This window comes from Variovorax sp. MPBD4-3 (assembly GCF_058809745.1).
Genome location: NZ_JBXASW010000041.1, coordinates 41,893 through 55,315, shown reverse-complemented (window position 1 = coordinate 55,315; position 13,423 = coordinate 41,893). Strand labels below are relative to the sequence as shown.

At 66.3% G+C, this 13,423-nt stretch carries 14 protein-coding genes and 1 tRNA gene; 8 read left to right on the top strand and 7 right to left on the bottom strand.

What is annotated here, in order from left to right; translation table 11 throughout:
• The 4 genes from AC1RVW_RS21500 to AC1RVW_RS21485 all read left to right on the top strand — a co-directional run.
• Positions 1-462: energy transducer TonB (locus AC1RVW_RS21500; protein WP_493202370.1), on the top strand; the 462-nt coding region annotated here is incomplete at its 5' end.
• Between the two features lie 164 nt (positions 463-626).
• A complete protein-coding gene (locus tag AC1RVW_RS21495; protein WP_493202368.1) occupies positions 627-1,106 on the top strand; it encodes a hypothetical protein in 480 nt (159 codons plus the stop codon).
• Positions 1,107-1,418: 312 nt separating this feature from the next.
• Entirely contained in the window at positions 1,419-1,709 is a 291-nt protein-coding gene (locus AC1RVW_RS21490; RefSeq protein ID WP_234382350.1) for a hypothetical protein, read from the top strand.
• A gap of 177 nt (positions 1,710-1,886) precedes the next feature.
• Positions 1,887-3,680, top strand: coding sequence for an ATP-binding protein (locus AC1RVW_RS21485; protein ID WP_493202365.1), 1,794 nt, complete (start codon positions 1,887-1,889; stop codon positions 3,678-3,680).
• A 95-nt stretch (positions 3,681-3,775) separates the two neighbouring features.
• On the opposite strand, the gene AC1RVW_RS21480 is transcribed toward AC1RVW_RS21485, so the two are convergent.
• The 6 genes from AC1RVW_RS21480 to AC1RVW_RS21455 form a co-directional block, all read right to left on the bottom strand.
• Positions 3,776-3,863: transfer RNA gene (locus AC1RVW_RS21480), tRNA-Ser, on the bottom strand.
• 32 nt (positions 3,864-3,895) lie between these two features.
• Positions 3,896-5,158 carry a radical SAM family heme chaperone HemW gene (gene hemW, locus AC1RVW_RS21475; protein ID WP_454907634.1) on the bottom strand — a complete coding sequence of 421 codons (1,263 nt, stop codon included), beginning with the start codon at positions 5,156-5,158 and terminating at the stop codon, positions 3,896-3,898.
• Complete coding sequence (gene rdgB / locus AC1RVW_RS21470) at positions 5,158-5,763, bottom strand: RdgB/HAM1 family non-canonical purine NTP pyrophosphatase (protein WP_106936935.1); 606 nt, start codon at positions 5,761-5,763, stop codon at positions 5,158-5,160. The genes hemW and rdgB overlap by 1 nt, the downstream gene beginning before the upstream one ends.
• Before the next feature lie 59 nt (positions 5,764-5,822).
• Complete coding sequence (rph, locus tag AC1RVW_RS21465) at positions 5,823-6,557, bottom strand: ribonuclease PH (RefSeq protein ID WP_237675902.1); 735 nt, start codon at positions 6,555-6,557, stop codon at positions 5,823-5,825.
• A 42-nt stretch (positions 6,558-6,599) separates the two neighbouring features.
• Positions 6,600-7,508, bottom strand: coding sequence for a PP2C family protein-serine/threonine phosphatase (locus tag AC1RVW_RS21460; RefSeq protein ID WP_081269836.1), 909 nt, complete (start codon positions 7,506-7,508; stop codon positions 6,600-6,602).
• A gap of 7 nt (positions 7,509-7,515) precedes the next feature.
• The gene (locus AC1RVW_RS21455) at positions 7,516-8,523 is read right to left on the bottom strand and encodes a serine/threonine protein kinase (RefSeq protein WP_081269837.1); all 1,008 of its coding nucleotides are present in this window, start codon (positions 8,521-8,523) and stop codon (positions 7,516-7,518) included.
• A gap of 91 nt (positions 8,524-8,614) precedes the next feature.
• Here AC1RVW_RS21455 and AC1RVW_RS21450 point away from each other — a divergent pair, with 91 nt between their 5' ends.
• From AC1RVW_RS21450 to AC1RVW_RS21435, 4 genes are all read left to right on the top strand, one after another.
• Positions 8,615-9,538: a YicC/YloC family endoribonuclease gene (locus AC1RVW_RS21450; protein ID WP_106936933.1), complete on the top strand. Its 924-nt coding sequence runs from the start codon at positions 8,615-8,617 to the stop codon at positions 9,536-9,538.
• Between the two features lie 11 nt (positions 9,539-9,549).
• On the top strand, positions 9,550-10,170 hold the full coding sequence (gene gmk / locus AC1RVW_RS21445; RefSeq protein ID WP_081269990.1) for a guanylate kinase: 621 nt from the start codon (positions 9,550-9,552) through the stop codon (positions 10,168-10,170).
• Positions 10,171-10,210: 40 nt separating this feature from the next.
• Complete coding sequence (gene rpoZ / locus AC1RVW_RS21440; protein WP_007835875.1) at positions 10,211-10,414, top strand: DNA-directed RNA polymerase subunit omega; 204 nt, start codon at positions 10,211-10,213, stop codon at positions 10,412-10,414.
• A 93-nt stretch (positions 10,415-10,507) separates the two neighbouring features.
• Positions 10,508-12,763, top strand: a complete 2,256-nt coding sequence (locus AC1RVW_RS21435) for a RelA/SpoT family protein (protein ID WP_081269839.1) — start codon at positions 10,508-10,510, stop codon at positions 12,761-12,763.
• Positions 12,764-12,792: 29 nt separating this feature from the next.
• Here the strand turns inward: AC1RVW_RS21435 and greB are convergent, their stop codons facing one another.
• Positions 12,793-13,368: a transcription elongation factor GreB gene (gene greB, locus AC1RVW_RS21430; protein WP_285410008.1), complete on the bottom strand. Its 576-nt coding sequence runs from the start codon at positions 13,366-13,368 to the stop codon at positions 12,793-12,795.
• Between the last annotated feature and the right edge of the window lie 55 nt (positions 13,369-13,423).

Sequence of the window (13,423 nt, the reverse complement as noted above, 5' to 3'; positions counted from 1 at the left end):
CCGCCGCCTCCACCGAAGAAGATCATCCGGCAGGAAACGCCGAAGGCACCGCCGCCACCGCGCCCGGCCTACGTGCCGCCGCCGGCGGTAACGCCACCGCCGAGCACCGCGCCCGCCATCACCGCGGTGCAGAGCACCGAGCCGGTGGCGCCACCGCCCGCCGCGCCGCCGGCACCGCCCGCGCCTCCCGCTCCGCCGCAAGCCGCGTCCACCGACATCGCGGTGGCATGCCCCAGGCAGGTGAAGCCCGAGATGCCGCGCAAGGCGCTGGACGAAGGCATCGGCGGTGTCGTCAAGGCCGAGGTGCGCATCAAGGGCGGGCACGTGACGGAGGTGCGCTTTCTCTCCGGGCCCAAGGTCTACCAGTCGGCAGTGCGCTCGGCGATGATGCGCTACGAATGCCAGACCACGGGCGATGCCGAGGTCGTGGCGACGCAGGAGTTCGTCTTCAGGATCGAATGAGCAAGAGGGCCCGGCGCTAATGCCGGGCTAATCCTTCTCGCCCGCCGACACCTTTGCGCCACCAGCGGTTTCGTAAATTCAACGCAGCTTTACGGTCCGTTCATCAAAACGGCTCGGCTGCGGGAAGAACATGCAGGGTCCGGCACGCAAAGGAAGACGACGCCATGGCCTCCAATCCATCGCAACCCACAGGCCGCACGGCCGCATCACCATCCCCCGAACCCACGTCCGACGAAAACGCGATCCCCGCGCTGGTGGCGCAGGTGTACGAGTCCGCCCCCACCGACGAACGCCGCCGCCTCGTGGAAATACTGCTGCGCCCGCTGGGCGTGCTCTCGCTCGTGGCGATTGCCAACGGCATCTTCGCGAAGATCCGCTTCCGCAGCGCGGGACAGGACCTGAACGTGCGCATCGACGACCTGCAGAACGTGCACGCCGCCGACATGGTGGCGCTGGTCCATCACGCCCAGCAGGTCAGCGTCGAGACCGTGGACAGCCTTGCGCAGTTGCTGGGCAGTTCGGGGGCGCTGGCGGGTTCTGCGGCGGCGGCGCTGCTTATCGGGCTGCTGGTGCAGCGGGCGCGTTCGCGGCATGGTTCGCAGCGGGCGCAGCAGATTGACGACGGGTCGCTGGATCCGCTGTGAGCATGTGAGGCGGCACACGGCGTTTGCGTCTGGCAGCGGGGATGCGTGGATATACTCCGCCCCGTCATGCCCCAAAAAGGCGTGATCGGGATTGGCGTCCCGAGTAACCCGCTGCGACGCAAGCCGCAGACTTCTCCGCAGAGATCTGCGGCTTTCGCGTTCGTGCCTCCAGTTTTTGGCGGCTCGAGCAGGGAGCCGCGAGGCTCGCCGGTTCGCGCAAGCGGGTTCCCGGTACGCCAACCTGTTCGAGCTGCCGCCTCCAATTGGCGTTGGGTGCGGTGGTTGTAGCAAACCGAACCCAGGGAGCCAAACATGGCTGCATCCGCTCGCGTCCCCTCGTTTTCTGAAACTTCTGCTGAGTCACTCACGCTGCAAGCGTGCGATGAGGTCGACGCATTGCACGAACTACAGAGTGCTTACACAGGCCTCGAAAAGCTGATTGCCTCGCAGCACTCGAATGACACGGAAGAAATCTGCACGACGCGTACTGAACTCAGTGCGCTTGTGCGGGTGGTCAACGAAGAATTGCAACGGCGGATCAGAGCAGCGGACCTTACGCTGCAGACGCTTCGGATTGCTCTGGTTGCACCTGGCGGGCGATAGGACTGCTAGACGCTAGATAGACCCAGGGAGGGATCGGGAAGAGATCGGGAGGAAGGAGAGCGGCCCAAAACGCAAAAAGCATCCGTGACCTGCGGAGAGTGTGACCACCAGGCGGATGCGCGCAAAAAGCCTCACATGCAGAATCGGTGCAACGTCGCACGATCCGCCGGCCTCCCATTGAACAACCCCACCATCGACACCCCCAACGACCTGCGTGTTCTGCGCGAGCATCTTTCTTCCGTCTATGCAGCGCGAATGGCCGGCGTTTGCGGCCACCTTTGCTTTACCTTCATCGGCGGAGCGATGGGGTACTTCTATTTGAAGTTGCCGCTGGTGCTGCCTTTCGTGGCGATGCTCGCCTGCGCGAATTTGTACGTGCTGTTGTCGCCGCGCTGGGATGCCGGCGTACCGCTGGCTGATGGTCCACGTTGGGCGCGCAGGCACACGTTCCAGATGACACTGATCGGGGTGGCCACCGCACCCGTGCCCTGGTTTTTCGTTTCGACGCAGAACCCGCAAGTCACGGCCCTGATGGCCATACTGATCATGGTCGGCTGCGGCCTTGCCATGCAATCCTTGTGGCCCATGACCGCCTCGCTGTTCGGCTATGGCATTCCGATGATGGGAGGGCTGATCGGTGCGTTGCTCTGGCACAGCGACGGAATCAACCTGTTCTTGGCAGCAGTAGGCAGTGCGTATCTGCTGTTTGCCCTGCGCCGCGGCGTCCTGCAGAACAAGCAATTGACCGACGCGCTGATTCTGCGCTTCGAGAACGAGTCGCTCGCGACCCGCCTTGGCGAGCAGATTGCGGCGACCGAACGCGCCAGCGCGGAGAAGACGCGCTTCCTTGCCGCGGCCAGCCATGATCTGCGCCAACCCCTGCACGCCATCGCGCTGTTCGGGGCGGCGCTCCAGAAGGCGCTCCATGACCACCCCGAAAGTCAGAACGCGGAGCGGCTCATGCGCTCGGTCAACGCGCTCGGCCACTCGCTGGACACCATGCTCGACGTCTCGCGTCTCGACGCAGGCGTGATCACGCCGGACATCCAGCCCATTGCGCTCGACGCACTCCTGGTGTCGCTCAATCACGTGTTCCTGGCCCGCGCCGAGCAGGCAGGTCTGCAGTTGCGCGTACGTGCTGGCGGTGTGTGGGTACACAGCGACCAGTTGCTGCTGCAAAGGATGCTCTCGAACCTGGTGGACAACGCGCTCAAATACACGCCGCGCGGCGGCGTCGTCGTCCGCGTGCGTTCGCGAGGCGAGCGCGTGTGGATCGAAGTGCGCGACACGGGCATCGGTATGGCGCCCGAACAACTGGAGCGCATCTTCGAGGAGTTCTATCAGATCAACAACTCGGAACGCGACCGTGCACGCGGCCTTGGCATCGGGTTGTCCATCGTGCAACGGCTATCGCGGCTTCTGGATCATCCCGTCGAAGTTCAGTCGCAGGTCGGTCGCGGCACTCGCTTTCGTGTGTATGTGTCTGCAGCGCGCCGTCCAGCCGGCACGCCAATCAGCCACGCGCCGGCCACGCTTCAGCAGGAAGAGTCGATGCGGCAGCCGCCGGCCCAGCCTCCATCACGCGCTATGCCTCGGCGCGTACTGCTCATAGACGACGAAGCCGAAATCCGCAGCGCAATGAGCGCGTTGCTGCGCGCGCACGCCTTCGATGTCCAGGCGGTCGTCGACGAACGCGCGGCGGCCATGGCTCTGGCTCAGGCCGAATCCGATGGGCGGCCGTTCGAACTGCTGTTGTGTGACTTCCGACTGGCCGACGGCGGCAGCGGACTCGAAGCCGGCCTGCGCCTGCATCGGCGCAATGGCAAGCCGATACCGCTGCTTCTTATCACTGGCGAGACCGCGCCGGAACGCCTTCAGCGCGTGCGCGATTCAGGCGTCCCGGTCTTGTTCAAGCCGGTGAATGCGGACAGGTTGTTGCAGGCGATCGATACGGCGCTGGGAGCCGGCTAGGTGCCGCGATGCTGCGGGGAGGACGAATCCGCTAAATGGAAAAGTCCCGTCGCAGAGGCTGCGCGGGACTTTCAAAAACTGCCAGAGATTGATCCTGGCGGAGAGTGTGAGATTCGAACTCACGGACGCTTTCACGTCGGCAGTTTTCAAGACTGCTGGTTTAAACCACTCACCCAACTCTCCGGAACCGCAGATTTTAAGCCGACGGCGGCGCCCTACTCTCCGTCCGGCAGGAACATCGCCTGCAGATCGCTCAGAAAGTCCAGCCCGCGTTCGGTGGGCCATACGCGGAACAGGTCGCGCGCCAGGAGCCCCTTGCGTTCGGCTTCTTCCAAACCGCGCTGGATGGCGGTCATCGCGAGCCCGGTGCGTTCGCTGAACTGGGGCAGCGTGAAGCCGGCCTTCAGCCGCAGCGCATTGAGCATGAACTCGAACGGTAGGTCGGCCAGCGCCACTTCGTCGCTCTGCGACACGGCGGCGCCGGCGCGCGCGTTCTCCATGTACAGCCGCGGCTCGCGGTAGCGCACCTGGCGCACGATGCGGTGCGCAAAGCTCAGCTTGCTGTGCGCGCCTGCGCCTATGCCAAGGTAGTCGCCAAACTCCCAGTAGTTGCGGTTGTGCCCGCAGGCATGGCCTTCGCGCGCATAGGCCGACACTTCATAGCGCGTCATGCCGACGGCGCTGGTGCGTTCGGTGATGCGGTCGAGCATCTCGTAGGCGATGTCGTCCTCGGGCAGCGTGGGCGGAAACTTGGCGAACCAGGTGTTGGGCTCGATGGTCAGGTGGTACACCGACAGGTGCGGCGGCGCGAGCGACAGGGCTTGCGAAAGGTCCGCTTCCAGGCCCTCGAGCGTCTGGCCCGGCAGGGCGTACATCAGGTCGAGGTTGAAGGTGTCGAAGGCGCTCGCGGCCTCTTCGACTGCGGCAATGGCCTGTGCGCGGTCGTGCACGCGGCCCAGGGCCTTCAGGTGCTCGTCGTTGAAGCTCTGGACCCCCACCGACAGGCGCGTGACGCCCGCGGCGCGGAACGCACGGAAGCGGTTGCGTTCGAAGGTGCCGGGGTTGGCCTCGAGCGTGATCTCGCAGTCGGGTGCGAGCTTCAGCCGCGCGCGCACGTCGCCCAGCAGGCGGTCGATGGCTTGCGGCGAAAAAAGGCTCGGCGTGCCGCCGCCGATGAAGATGGTGTGCACGGTGCGCCCCCAGATGAGGGGCAGCGCCGCGTCGAGGTCGGCCACGAGCGCGTCGATGTACGCCTGCTCGGGAATGCCTTCTATGTCGGCCTCGCTGGCGGCGCGCCATTCGTGCGAATTGAAGTCGCAGTACGGGCACTTGCGCAGGCACCACGGCAGGTGGATGTAGAGCGACAGCGGCGGCAGCGCGCTGAGCTGCAGCGGGCCGGGCCGCATCCAGTGCAGCACGTCGTTGGCCTGCGGCGCGCCCGTGGGTTGCGCCGGCTGGATCGGGAAGACGGTGGCCATTACGCGGGCAGCCAGCGTTCGCGCATCAGGGCCAGCATGGCCTGCGCCGCGCGGCCACGGTGGCTGTTGGCGTTCTTGATTTCGGGCGTCAGCTGGGCGAAGGTCTTGCCGAAGCTCGGCAGGTACATCACGGGGTCGAAGCCGAAGCCGTTCTCGCCCACGGGCTCGGGCGCGATCTCGCCGACGACGCGGCCCACGGCGATGAGCGGCTCGGGGTCGTCGTGGCTGCGCAGCGCGACCAGCGTGCTGACGAGCGCGGCGCGCCGGTTGACGACACCGCTCATCTGTTCGAGCAGCGCCTTCACGTTGTTGGCGTCGCCCTTGGCGTAGCCGAACTGGGTGGCGTAGTAGGCGGTGTCGACGCCCGGCAGGCCGCCGAAGGCGTCGACGCACAGGCCGGCGTCGTCGGCAATGGCCGGCAGGCCGGTGGCGGCGCTGGCATGGCGCGCCTTGGTCAGCGCGTTCTCGACGAAGGTGCGGAAGGGTTCTTCAGCCTCGCCCACGCCCAGTGCCGACTGCGGCACGAGCGTGACGGCCAGTTCCGCGAACAGTTGCTGGAGTTCGGCGAGCTTGCCTGCGTTGTTGGAAGCCAGAACCAGTTTCATAGAAAGTCAAAGTGGCTGTGGCGCCCGCCTTGAAGGCAGGCGCCAGTCGCTGGAGGTGGTCAGTTGGCGGCGAGCAGCGCCTGCTTCTGCAGGGTCACGAGTTCGCCGATGCCCTTTTCGGCAAGGCCGAGCAGGCTGTTCATTTCGTCGCGGGTGAAGGCCACGCCTTCGGCGGTGCCCTGCACTTCGACGAAGTGGCCGGCGCCGGTCATGACGACGTTCATGTCGGTGTCGCAGGCGGAGTCTTCGGTGTATTCGAGGTCGAGCAGCGGCGTGCCTTCGACGATGCCCACCGAGATGGCGGCCACGTGGCCCTTGATGGGCGATGCGGCCAGCGTGCCGGCGGCGATGAGCTTGTTGACGGCGTCCTGCGCGGCCACGAAGGCGCCGGTGATGGCCGCGGTGCGCGTGCCGCCGTCGGCCTGCAGCACGTCGCAGTCGAGGTGGATGGTGCGCTCGCCCAGGGCGGCCAGGTCGAACACCGCGCGCATCGAACGGCCGATGAGGCGCTGGATTTCCTGCGTGCGGCCGGTCTGCTTGCCCTTGGCGGCCTCGCGGCTGCTGCGGGTGTGGGTGGCGCGCGGCAGCATGCCGTATTCGGCCGTGACCCAGCCTTCGCCGCTGCCCTTCTTGTGCGGCGGCACTTTCTCTTCGACCGACGCGGTGCACAGCACGCGGGTCTGGCCGAACTCGATCAGCACCGAGCCTTCGGCGTGGATGGTGAAGCCGCGGGTGATGCGCACCGGGCGCAGCTGGTCGGCGGCACGGCCGCCGCTTCGTGTGAAAGCAGTCATTGTTTGAGACTCGAAAGAGGAAAAAAGGAACGAACGGCGCGCTCAGGTCTTGCGGGCGGCCGAGCGGCGAATGGCTTCGTTGATCTCGGCGATGGAGCGCTCGATGGCGTCTTCGTCGAGGTCGTCGATCTCGTTGTCCGACGGCATGCCGGCCTGGATGGTGGAGGCGAACACGCCGTCTTCTATGGTTTCGGTGGACACGCCGCTGCGGTCGTCGCCCGTGCTGTCGGGCATTTCCCATTCGAGGGCGATGAGCGTGACATTGTCGCTGTGGGCGCCGCCCTTGCGCAGCGCCATTTCGGCGAGGTCGGGGGCGGCGTCGGACACGGGCTTGCCGGAGGAAAGCGTGTGCACGATGAGCGCGTCGTCGAGCACGCCCCACACGCCGTCGGAGCACAGCATGAGACGGTCGCCGCGCTGCAGCTGCAGCGGGCTGGACACGTCGAACAGCGGCGTGGTCGGCGAGCCGAGGCAGGTCAGCAGCAGGTTGCGGTTGACGGGCGCGTCGGAGCCGTGCGGCTTGGGGCGCTCGGCGTGGGAGTGGTCGCGCGTGCGGGTCAGCAGGCGGCCGTCGCGCACCACGTACAGGCGGGAGTCGCCGCAGTGCATCCAGGTGGCGGTGGTGCCCTGCAGCACGGCCGCGACGACGGTGGTGCGCGGCGTGTCGAGCATGGCCTTGTGGCTGGCGTACCGCATGATCTGCTGGTGCGCGGCCATGGCCGATTCGGCCAGGAAGGCCTTCACGTCCTTCACGATCGGGCGTGCTTCGCGCTGGTAGAGCGCGGCGATGGTCTGCAGGGCCAGCTGCGCCGCCACTTCGCCTTCCGGATGGCCGCCCATGCCGTCGGCCAGCACGAACAGGCCCGATTCCCGCGTGTAGCAATAGCCCATGCGGTCTTCGTTCTTGAGACGGCCGCCCTTGCGGCTGACCTGGAAGACGGAAAATTTCATGGTGATGTCATGCGGGCCGCGTGGTGGGCGCGGCGGCCTTGGGCAGGCCCTTCTTGTCGAAGGAGCGGATGTTGTCGATGGACAGCCGCACCTTCTCGCCCACGGTGAGCTTGGTGTAGCGGCGCTCGCCCTCGCGGCTGAGTTCCTTCTGCAGCGCGAAGACCGATTGCGGGCGCGACAGCGGGTCGAGCGACATGCACCACTCGACCACCTCGATCAGGTTGTCGGAATACACGCCGCGCAGGCGCGACAGCGACAGGCTGAGGCGGTCTTTCTCGATGCGGCGGGGAGCGTCGTTGGGCGGGTAGCCCTGCATGCAGGCGTAGATGCAGGCGCCGATGGCGTAGATGTCGGTCCAGGGGCCCATGGAAGAGTCGCGCCGGTACATCTCGGGGGCCGCGAAGCCGGGGGTGTACATGGGGCGGATGAAGATGCCTTCCTTGCTGAGCACCTCGCGCGCGGCGCCGAAGTCGATCAGCACGGCGCGGTCGTCGTCGGTCACGAAGATGTTGGCCGGCTTGATGTCCAGGTGCAGCATCTTGTACTGGTGGACGATGCGCAGCCCGCGCAGGATTTCGTCGAACAGCGACCGGATGGTGGATTCGCGGAACACCTTCTGCTTCTTCAGGTCGCGCGCCGTGACCACGAAATCCTGCAGGGTGGCGCCCTCCAGGTAGTTCATGACCATGTAGACGGTCTCGTTCTCGCGGAAGAAATTGAGCACGCTGACCACCGAGGCATGCGAGATCTGCGCGAGCGAGCGGCCCTCTTCGAAGAAGCTCTTGAGCCCCAGGCGGTAGAGGGAGAGCTTCTCGGGCGGCACCTGGGGCGCCAGTTCGTCGGGGCCCCGGGTGGCGAGCGACGAAGGCAGATACTCCTTGATGGCGACCTGCTGTCCGGCAGGGTCGATGGCCAGGTAGACGACACCGAAACCACCCGCGGAAAGCCGGCGTACAACGCGGTATCCGCCAATGACCGTATCGGGCAGCAGGGGCGAAGGCTTGACCTTTGACATAATCCGGGAGTTTCGCCCGAAGGCGATGGTGCGGCAAGCGAACGCCGTGCCGACGCCTCGGTGCTTGCAAGCAAAACCACAGTGAGGCGCAATGCCAGTTTACAGCATGACCGGCTACGCCAGCGGCCAAAATGGGTCCGCAGGCAGCCACTCCGAAGCCGAAGCACGGCCCTCCGCGGCGGGCCGGCTCGGGGTCGAAATCCGCTCGGTCAACAGCCGCTTCCTCGATCTCACCTTCAAGTTGCCGGAGGAACTGCGCCAGCATGAAACCGCGCTGCGCGAGTTGCTCACGGGCAAGCTCAAGCGCGGCAAGGTCGAGGTGCGCGCGGCCATCGAGAACACCGCCCAGGCGGGCGTCGTCGAGCCTTCCGTCAAGCTGCTCCAGCGGCTCAACGGGGTGCAGGACAGCATCAAGGCCTGGCTGCCCGGCGCCCGCGACCTGAGCGTGGCCGACGTGCTGCGCCTGGCCGGCGGCGACAGCGCCGCCCGCGGCGACTGGGGCCCCGATCTGCTCGAGGTGACCGGCAAGGCGCTCGACGGCCTGATGTCGGCCCGCCAGCGCGAAGGCGCCCGGCTGGCCAAGATGCTCGAGGCCCACCTGGCCCAGCTGCGCACCCTGGTGCAGCAGGCCGGGCCGCTGGTGCCGCAGCTGGTCGAACAGCAGCGCACCCGCTTCCTGGAGCGCTGGAAGGAGGCCATGGGCCTGACCGAAAGCACCGGCGGCACCCTGCCCGAGGCCGCCCAGGACCGCGCGCTGACGGAAGCCACCGCCTTCGCGATCCGCATCGACGTGGCCGAGGAGCTGACCCGCCTGAACTCGCACCTCGACGAGATCGAGCGCCTGCTCAAGAAGGGCGGCGAGATCGGCAAGCGGCTCGACTTCCTCATCCAGGAACTGCATCGCGAGGCCAACACCCTGGGCTCCAAGTCGGCAGCCCTGGAGCTCACGCGCATTGGCGTGGACATGAAGGTCCTGATCGAGCAGATGCGAGAGCAGGTCCAGAACATCGAATGACGAGCGAAAGCATGGATTACCCCGGCAATATCTTCGTGGTGGCGGCGCCCAGCGGCGCCGGCAAATCGAGCCTGGTCAAGGCGCTGATGGAGCTGGACGCAGCCGTCCAGCCCTCTGTTTCCCACACCACGCGCTCGCCGCGCGGGCAGGAAAAGCACGGCCGCGAGTACTTTTTTGCCTCTCCGACGGAGTTCGACGCCATGGTCGCGGCCGACGGCTTCGTGGAATGGGCGCACGTGCACGGCCACAAGTACGGCACTTCCAAGAAGGCCATCGAGGAGCGGATCGCCCAGGGGGCCGACGTCATCCTCGAAATCGACTTCCAGGGCGCGCTGCAGATCCGCAAGACTTTTGCCAACGCGGTCATGATCTTCATCCTGCCGCCCAGCTGGGAAGAACTGCGCTCCCGCCTGGAGCGGCGCGGAGAAGACAGCGCCGCGGTGATCGAAACCCGCCTGAAGAATGCCGCCGAGGAGATGGCGCAGGCGGGGAAATTCGACTTCGTTATAATCAACGAGTTATTTGAGCGCGCGCTTTTCGATCTCAAGGCGATCGTCCACGCTCAGCGGCTCCGGTACTCCGCACAGCGCCGTGCGCGTGCCGACACATTCGCCGCACTGAACATCCCCTGATATCCGAGTTCATCCGCTCACAGACAGAAAGATCCTCATCATGGCCCGCATCACCGTCGAAGACTGTCTCGTCAATATTCCCAACCGCTTCCAGCTCGTGCTGGCCGCCACGTATCGTGCGCGCATGCTGAGCCAGGGCCACGCCCCCAAGATCGAGAGCAAGAACAAGCCCGCCGTCACGGCGCTGCGCGAGATCGCCGAAGGCAAGATCGGCCTCGAAATGCTCAAGAAAGTGCCGGGCTGATCTGACGCAGCCCTGCAACGAAAAGGCACCGCAATGCGGTGCTTTTTTTATGTCCGGACGCGTCCACGGAGCGGTCACGCTAAAGTGGTAGCCATGAGCGCGGTAGCCAAACATCAGTCCCATGCCCCCAAAGGCACGCCGAAGCCGAGCCCGGCGGCGCTGAACGCGGCCGCAGCGAGCTTTGCCGCATTGACGGCGCGGCTCGACTACCTGAGCCCCGAAGACACCGAGCTGGTCCGCCGCGCCTATCGCTTCGCGGACGAGGCCCACCTGGGGCAGTTGCGCAACAGCGGCGAGCCGTACATCACCCACCCCATCGCAGTGGCGGCGCAATGCGCCGAGTGGAAGCTCGACGCGCAGGCCCTGATGGCCGCCCTGCTCCACGACGCCATCGAGGATTGCGGCGTCACCAAGCCCGAGCTGATCGAGCGCTTCGGCGCCCCGGTGGCCGAGCTGGTCGACGGGCTCACCAAGCTCGACAAGCTGCAGTTCAACACGCGCGAAGAAAACCAGGCCGAGTCGTTCCGCAAGATGCTGCTGGCCATGGCGCGCGACGTGCGCGTCATCCTGGTCAAGCTGGCGGACCGCACGCACAACATGCGCACGCTGGCCGATGCGCCGCGCGAGAAATGGGCGCGCATCTCGCGCGAAACGCTCGACATCTACGCGCCCATCGCACACCGGCTCGGGCTGAACCAGACCTATCGCGAGCTGCAGGAACTGTCGTTCCGGCACCTGAAGCCGTGGCGCTACGCCACGCTGTCCAAGGCCGTGGCCAAGGCACGCGGCCGGCGCCGCGACCTGATCCAGAAAGTGCAGAAAGAGGTCGAGACCGCCTTCTCGGCCGCCGGCATGACGCTTCGGATCGCGGGGCGGGAGAAAACGCTCTATTCCATCTACCGCAAGATGGAGGAAAAGCACCTGAGCTTTGCGCAGGTGACCGACATCTACGGCTTCCGCCTGATCGTGCCGAACGTGATCGCCTGCTACACCGGCCTGGGCATCCTGCACCAGATGTACAAGCCGCTGCCGGGCAAGTTCAAGGACCACATCGCGATCGCCAAGCTCAACGGCTACCAGTCGCTGCACACCACGCTCGTGGGGCCGGCCGGCGTGAGCGTCGAATTCCAGCTGCGGACCGAGGCGATGCACGTGGTGGCCGAATCCGGCGTGGCCGCGCACTGGCTCTACAAGGCCGCCGAGCCGAACGCGGCCAGCAACGACCGACTGGGCACCAAGTGGCTGCAGTCGCTGCTCGACATCCAGGACGAGACCCGCGACGCCGCCGAGTTCTGGGACCACGTCAAGGTCGACCTGTTCCCCGACGCGGTCTACGTGTTCACGCCCAAGAGCCAGATCATGGCGCTGCCGCGAGGCGCCACGGTGGTCGACTTTGCCTACGCCATCCACAGCAACATCGGCGACCACACCTCGGCCGCGCGCATCAACGGCGACCAGGTGCCGCTGCGCACCGAGCTCAAGAACGGCGACGTGGTGGAGGTCATTACCGCGCCGGTGTCGACGCCCAACCCGGCCTGGCTCGGCTTCGTGCGCACGGGCCGCGCCCGCTCCAAGATCCGCCACTACCTCAAGACGCTGGCGCACGCCGAGTCCGAAGGGCTGGGCGAGAAGCTGCTGGCGCAGGCATTGCGCGCCGAAGGCCTGAGCAAGCTGCCCGAGAACGACGAGGAACACCAGGCGCTGTGGGAAAAGCTGCTGCGCTTCACCGGCAACCGTACCCGCGCCGAACTGCTGACCGACATCGGCCTGGGCAAGCGCATTGCCAGCATCGTCGCCAAGCGGCTCGTGGCCATGCTCTCGGAACTGGGCGAGCGCCCCGACGCGCTGCTGCTGAGCCGCGAACGCTTCATCTCGCACGAAACCGTGTCGCAGGGCGCGGTCACGCTGGACGGCAGCGAGAACTCATCGGTGCGCTTTGCGCTGTGCTGCCGCCCGATTCCTGGGGACCAGATCGTCGGCTACCTCGGGCATGGCGAAGGGCTGGTGGTGCACACCGAAGAATGCGGCGTGGGCCAGCGCCTGCGCCACAAGGACAGCGAACGCTTCTTCGCCGTGGAATGGGCCGACGAGCCCACGCGCGCCTTCGAGACCGGCGTGGTCATCACGGTGCGCAACGACAAGGGCGTGCTGGCGCGGGTAGCCGCCACGCTGGCCGATGCCGAAGCCGACATCACGCACGTCGAAATGGCCGATGAAACGCCGCAGGATTCGACCGACCTGCGCTTCGTGATCGCGGTGCGCGACCGCGCGCATCTCGATGCGGTGCTGCGCGCCGCCCGCCGGACCGCGTCGGTGCTGACGGCATCAAGGACCGTGCCCGTCCCCTGAGCGGCCTTGATTGGAGCGGCGTGGCGCTGTTACGCCGCGGCCGGGCGCGGTGCCGGATAGCTCACCGACAGGATCTCGACCTCGTGCGCGCCGCCGGGCGTCACGAGCTTCACCACGTCGCCCTCGCGCGCCTTCAGCAGCGCCCGCGCGATCGGTGAAATCCAGCTGACCTGCGACTTGGCGCTTTCCGCCTCGTCGATGCCGAGGATCGTGACGCTCCGCTCGTCGCCGGTTTCATCGGCATAGCGGACCGTGGCGCCGAAGAAGACCTGGTCCCGGCCATGATGCACCGACGGATCGGTGACCTCGGCGATTTCGAGACGCTTGGTGAGAAAACGGATGCGGCGGTCGATTTCGCGCAGGCGCTTCTTGCCGTAGAGATAGTCGCCATTCTCGGAGCGGTCACCGTTCTTGGCAGCCCAATGCACTGTTTCGACGATCTTCGGCCGCTCTTCGTCCATCAGGTGCAGCAGCTCGTCGCGCAGCCGCGCGTAGCCGTCGGGGGTGATGTAGTTCTTGCCGCCCGCGGGCAGCGGAGGCGATGCGCCATCGGCGCCGTCGTCGTCCCCGTCTGTTTCGGTTTCCTTGGTGAATGCCTTGCTCACGCAGATCCTCCAAATGAAAAAAGCCCGCAACTCACGTTGCGGGCTTTCCTTGTAG

Excerpts from the sequence above, each read along its gene's own strand:
- AC1RVW_RS21435 (WP_081269839.1), top strand. The coding sequence starts at position 10,508 with ATGAGCGCGGTAGCCAAACATCAGTCCCATGCCCCCAAAGGCACGCCG.
- rdgB (WP_106936935.1), bottom strand. The coding sequence starts at position 5,763 with ATGAAACTGGTTCTGGCTTCCAACAACGCAGGCAAGCTCGCCGAACTC.
- rpoZ (WP_007835875.1), top strand. The coding sequence starts at position 10,211 with ATGGCCCGCATCACCGTCGAAGACTGTCTCGTCAATATTCCCAACCGC.
- AC1RVW_RS21450 (WP_106936933.1), top strand. The coding sequence starts at position 8,615 with ATGCCAGTTTACAGCATGACCGGCTACGCCAGCGGCCAAAATGGGTCC.
- AC1RVW_RS21460 (WP_081269836.1), bottom strand. The coding sequence starts at position 7,508 with ATGAAATTTTCCGTCTTCCAGGTCAGCCGCAAGGGCGGCCGTCTCAAG.
- gmk (WP_081269990.1), top strand. The coding sequence starts at position 9,550 with ATGGATTACCCCGGCAATATCTTCGTGGTGGCGGCGCCCAGCGGCGCC.
- hemW (WP_454907634.1), bottom strand. The coding sequence starts at position 5,158 with ATGGCCACCGTCTTCCCGATCCAGCCGGCGCAACCCACGGGCGCGCCG.
- rph (WP_237675902.1), bottom strand. The coding sequence starts at position 6,557 with ATGACTGCTTTCACACGAAGCGGCGGCCGTGCCGCCGACCAGCTGCGC.
- AC1RVW_RS21455 (WP_081269837.1), bottom strand. The coding sequence starts at position 8,523 with ATGTCAAAGGTCAAGCCTTCGCCCCTGCTGCCCGATACGGTCATTGGC.
- AC1RVW_RS21495 (WP_493202368.1), top strand. The coding sequence starts at position 627 with ATGGCCTCCAATCCATCGCAACCCACAGGCCGCACGGCCGCATCACCA.
- AC1RVW_RS21490 (WP_234382350.1), top strand. The coding sequence starts at position 1,419 with ATGGCTGCATCCGCTCGCGTCCCCTCGTTTTCTGAAACTTCTGCTGAG.